1 protein-coding gene is annotated in these 2,933 nt (G+C 62.5%); it reads right to left on the bottom strand.

The window, feature by feature from the left end; all coding sequences use genetic code 11:
- Window positions 1–2,933: PAS domain-containing protein (locus H0V78_06355; GenBank protein MBA2351402.1), on the bottom strand; the 2,933-nt coding region annotated here is incomplete at both ends.

Consider the following 2,933-nt stretch of genomic DNA (forward strand, 5'->3'; position numbering starts at 1 on the left):
ATTTTCCCGTCCTCGATACGGACCACGGGTTGATAGTGCAGGCGCAGCGCACCATCCTTGTACGCCGCGCGCAGCGCCGTTTCGAGCGTGTGTTGGTGCAACCGATGTTCAGCGAGATTCGCGTCGAGAAACTGATACGTGTTGCGGCCGAGCTCTTTTGAACGGTACATCGCAACGTCGGCGTGCTTCAACAGATCTTCCGGATCGTCCGAGTCGTCCGGATACACGGCGATGCCGATCGACGACGTGACGTAGATGTCGTGTTCTTCGATTTCGAACGACTGCGCGATCGCGTCGAGAAGCTTTTGCGCGATACGGCCCAGCACTGATGGGTCTTCGAACTCATCGACGATCACCATGAATTCGTCGCCACCCAACCGGGCCAGCAGATCGGTTTCACGTAGCGCGCCTCCCAGCGCTATCGTCACACGCTTTAAGAGTTCGTCGCCGATCCGATGCCCCAGCGTGTCGTTGACGTTCTTGAAGCGATCGAGGTCGATGAACAGCACGCCGACACGCCGGCCGGCGCGCTTCGCTTTAGCGATCGCCTGAGTCAACCGTTCGTGCAGCAGCAAACGATTCGGCAGCCCGGTAAGCGCGTCGCGGGTGGCGAGATACTGGAGCCGCTCCTCGGCCTGAATTCGCGACGAGACGTCCTGCACAAATGACAGGATCGAATCGATGCAACCGGCCTCGTCAAGCAGCGCCGAGTGGTACCACTCGCACCAGATCGTGCTCCCGTCGTTGCGGCGGTTGCGCGTCAGACCCTGCGCACGCGGTTCCTCGCCGCTCATCAGGCGCGCGACCAGCTCGCGGAATCCCTCGCGCTCGTCATCGTGCACGAGCGGACTGCTGGCGAGCGGAATGCCGAGAACTTGATCGGAATGCCAGCCAAAGATGTCTTCCGCCTTCGGTGTCCAGCGCACCAGCCGGAACTCGCGGTCCCATTCCAGCACGGCAAGCGGCGTATTGTTGATGTGGGAGGACAGCATCCAATTCACGCGCTTCAATTCATCCGCGTTGCGCTTCTCGTCGTGAATGTCGGTATGCACCGCGTAAATCCCGAGAACGTTGCCGTCGCCATCGCGGTTGGGGGCAAAGTGAACGGCTTCCCATCGTTGCTCGCCGTCGGGCTGCGTGAGCAGCTTCTCCGTCGAAACGACCTCCCCTCGCATCACGCGGTCGAGCAACGGCGCGAGCTGGGTCGCGCGCGCATCACCGATGACGTCTGCCACATGCCGCCCGGTCAGTTCCTTGCGATCCCGAGCCAGCCATTCCTCGTTGTGGCGATTCAGGAAGCGATAGCAGTAGTCGCGATCGATGTACGACACGCGCGCCGGTACGTTGTCCATGATGAGGCGCAATTCGGCCTCCGACGCGCGCAACGCCTCCTGCGCCTGCTTCAAGCCGTGGATGTCGTTCATCAGCACGAACGCGCCGTGAATCTCGCCCGACGGCGTACCGTCTGGCACGACGCGAATCGTCATCCAGCGGCGCGCCCCGTTGGCGCCGGGAACGAGCCGGTCGAACGCGGTCGACTCCCCCTCCATCGCTCGCGTCAACATGGCTTGGGCGCTTTGATAGATGCCCTGCCCTACGACGTCGCGCAGGCGCATTGCGCCGCCCTCCTCTGCCTTCAGGCCGAAATACTGCAGAAAGGTCCGGTTGACGTATTGGCAGCGCTCGTCGCGGTCGATGTAGGCAACGGGTGCAGGCACGCCATCCATGATCGCGCGCAACTGGCTCTCGCGTGCGGCGAGAGCATCCTGCGCCTGTTTCAGGTCGGTAATATCGTGCCCGACCACATACAAACCCTTGATCGTTCCGTCGAACTTCAAGTCTGGAACGATCCGTTCGCGCAGCCAGCGCCCGCGGCCCGACGCATCGACGACCGGACGCTCAAAGGTGACTGCCTCTCCGGTGAACGCGCGGTTCATGAACGGCGCCAGGGCGGACGACGCGTCGCTGCCGAGCACTTCCGCCGCGGTCTTGCCGATGACGGCGTCGCGTTCGAGGCCCGTCAGACGCAGGAAGGACTCGTTGATGAATGCATAACGGCGATCGGCGTCCACATACACGACCGGCTCGGGAATGTTGTCGGTGAAAAGGCGCAGTTGCTCTTCGCGCACTGCCAGCGCTTGCTCGGTCAGCTTGAGATCATGGATGTCGTACTCGGTGCAATACAGCCCACGCACATTGCCCGCGCCATCCAGATCGGGCGCCACGCGCCCGTGCAGCCAGCGCCGCGCACCCTGCGCCGTCGTCCCCACGCGCTCGTACTCGACGTGCTCGCCCGCCTGCGCGCGTTTCAGGATCGGCCGGATGAACGAGGCAACATCGGCGGACATGATCTGGTATGGCGTTTTGCCGTAGATAGCATCCTGCGGCTTGCACACGGCGTTCGCGAACGCCTGGTTGACGAACGTGTAGTTGAGACTGCGATCGAGGTACGCGACCGGGCCGGGAATGTTGTCGGCGAAGAGGCGCATCTGCGCCTCCTGCGATTTGAGCGCATCGCGGATGCGCATATCCTCTTCGATGTCGTTCATCACGACGAACGCGCCGTCCACTCGTCCGCCGACTTCGCGATCGGGAAACAGCGTGACCCGCGTCCAGCGCGCTTCGCCGTCCGCGGACTGCTCCCGCCGCTCGTACGACACTGTTGCCCCGGAAAACGCGCTTTCGATGTGCCCCTGCATTTCGTGCATAGCGTCATGGGCGAGGATGTCCTTCAGCGCGTGACCCAGCAGATCGTCGACCGGCACGCCGATCCAGTCGCCGAACGGACGATTCACAAAACGCAATTTCAACTGCCGATCGAAGTATAGGATCGGTACGCCCACGCTGTCGGTGACCAGCCGCAATTGGTGTTCGCGTTGTCCGGCCTCGAGCTCCAGACGTTTTTGATTGTTGACGTCGGTATACGTCACCAG

The organism is Burkholderiales bacterium, assembly GCA_013695435.1.
In the GTDB taxonomy this organism is placed as follows: Bacteria; Pseudomonadota; Gammaproteobacteria; order Burkholderiales; family JACMKV01; genus JACMKV01.